1 protein-coding gene is annotated in these 233 nt (G+C 70.0%); it reads left to right on the forward strand.

Going from position 1 to position 233, the window contains the following annotated elements; all coding sequences use genetic code 11:
- Positions 1–233 (forward strand): hypothetical protein (locus JHD74_RS26540; RefSeq protein WP_199063970.1); only part of this gene is annotated, 233 nt, incomplete at both ends.

The raw sequence follows: 233 nt of genomic DNA on the forward strand, positions 1-233 counted from the left end.
AGACCGGGCCAGTGGCCCCGGGCGAGACCACCGATGACCGTTCACCGACGCTGGGTGGCAAAGGGGAGCCGGGCAGCACGGTCACCGTGACCGACAATGGCAATACCCCTGTCTCTTATACACATCTCCGAGCCCACGAGACAGGAGGTATCATCTCGTATGCCGTCTTCGGCTTGAAAAGGGGGGGGGGGGGGGGGGGGGGGGGGGGGGGGGGGGGGGGGGGGGGGGGGGGG

Origin of the sequence: Serratia sp. ASV30 (assembly GCF_016428815.1) — a bacterium.
In the GTDB taxonomy this organism is placed as follows: Bacteria; Pseudomonadota; Gammaproteobacteria; order Enterobacterales; family Enterobacteriaceae; genus Chania; species Chania fonticola_C.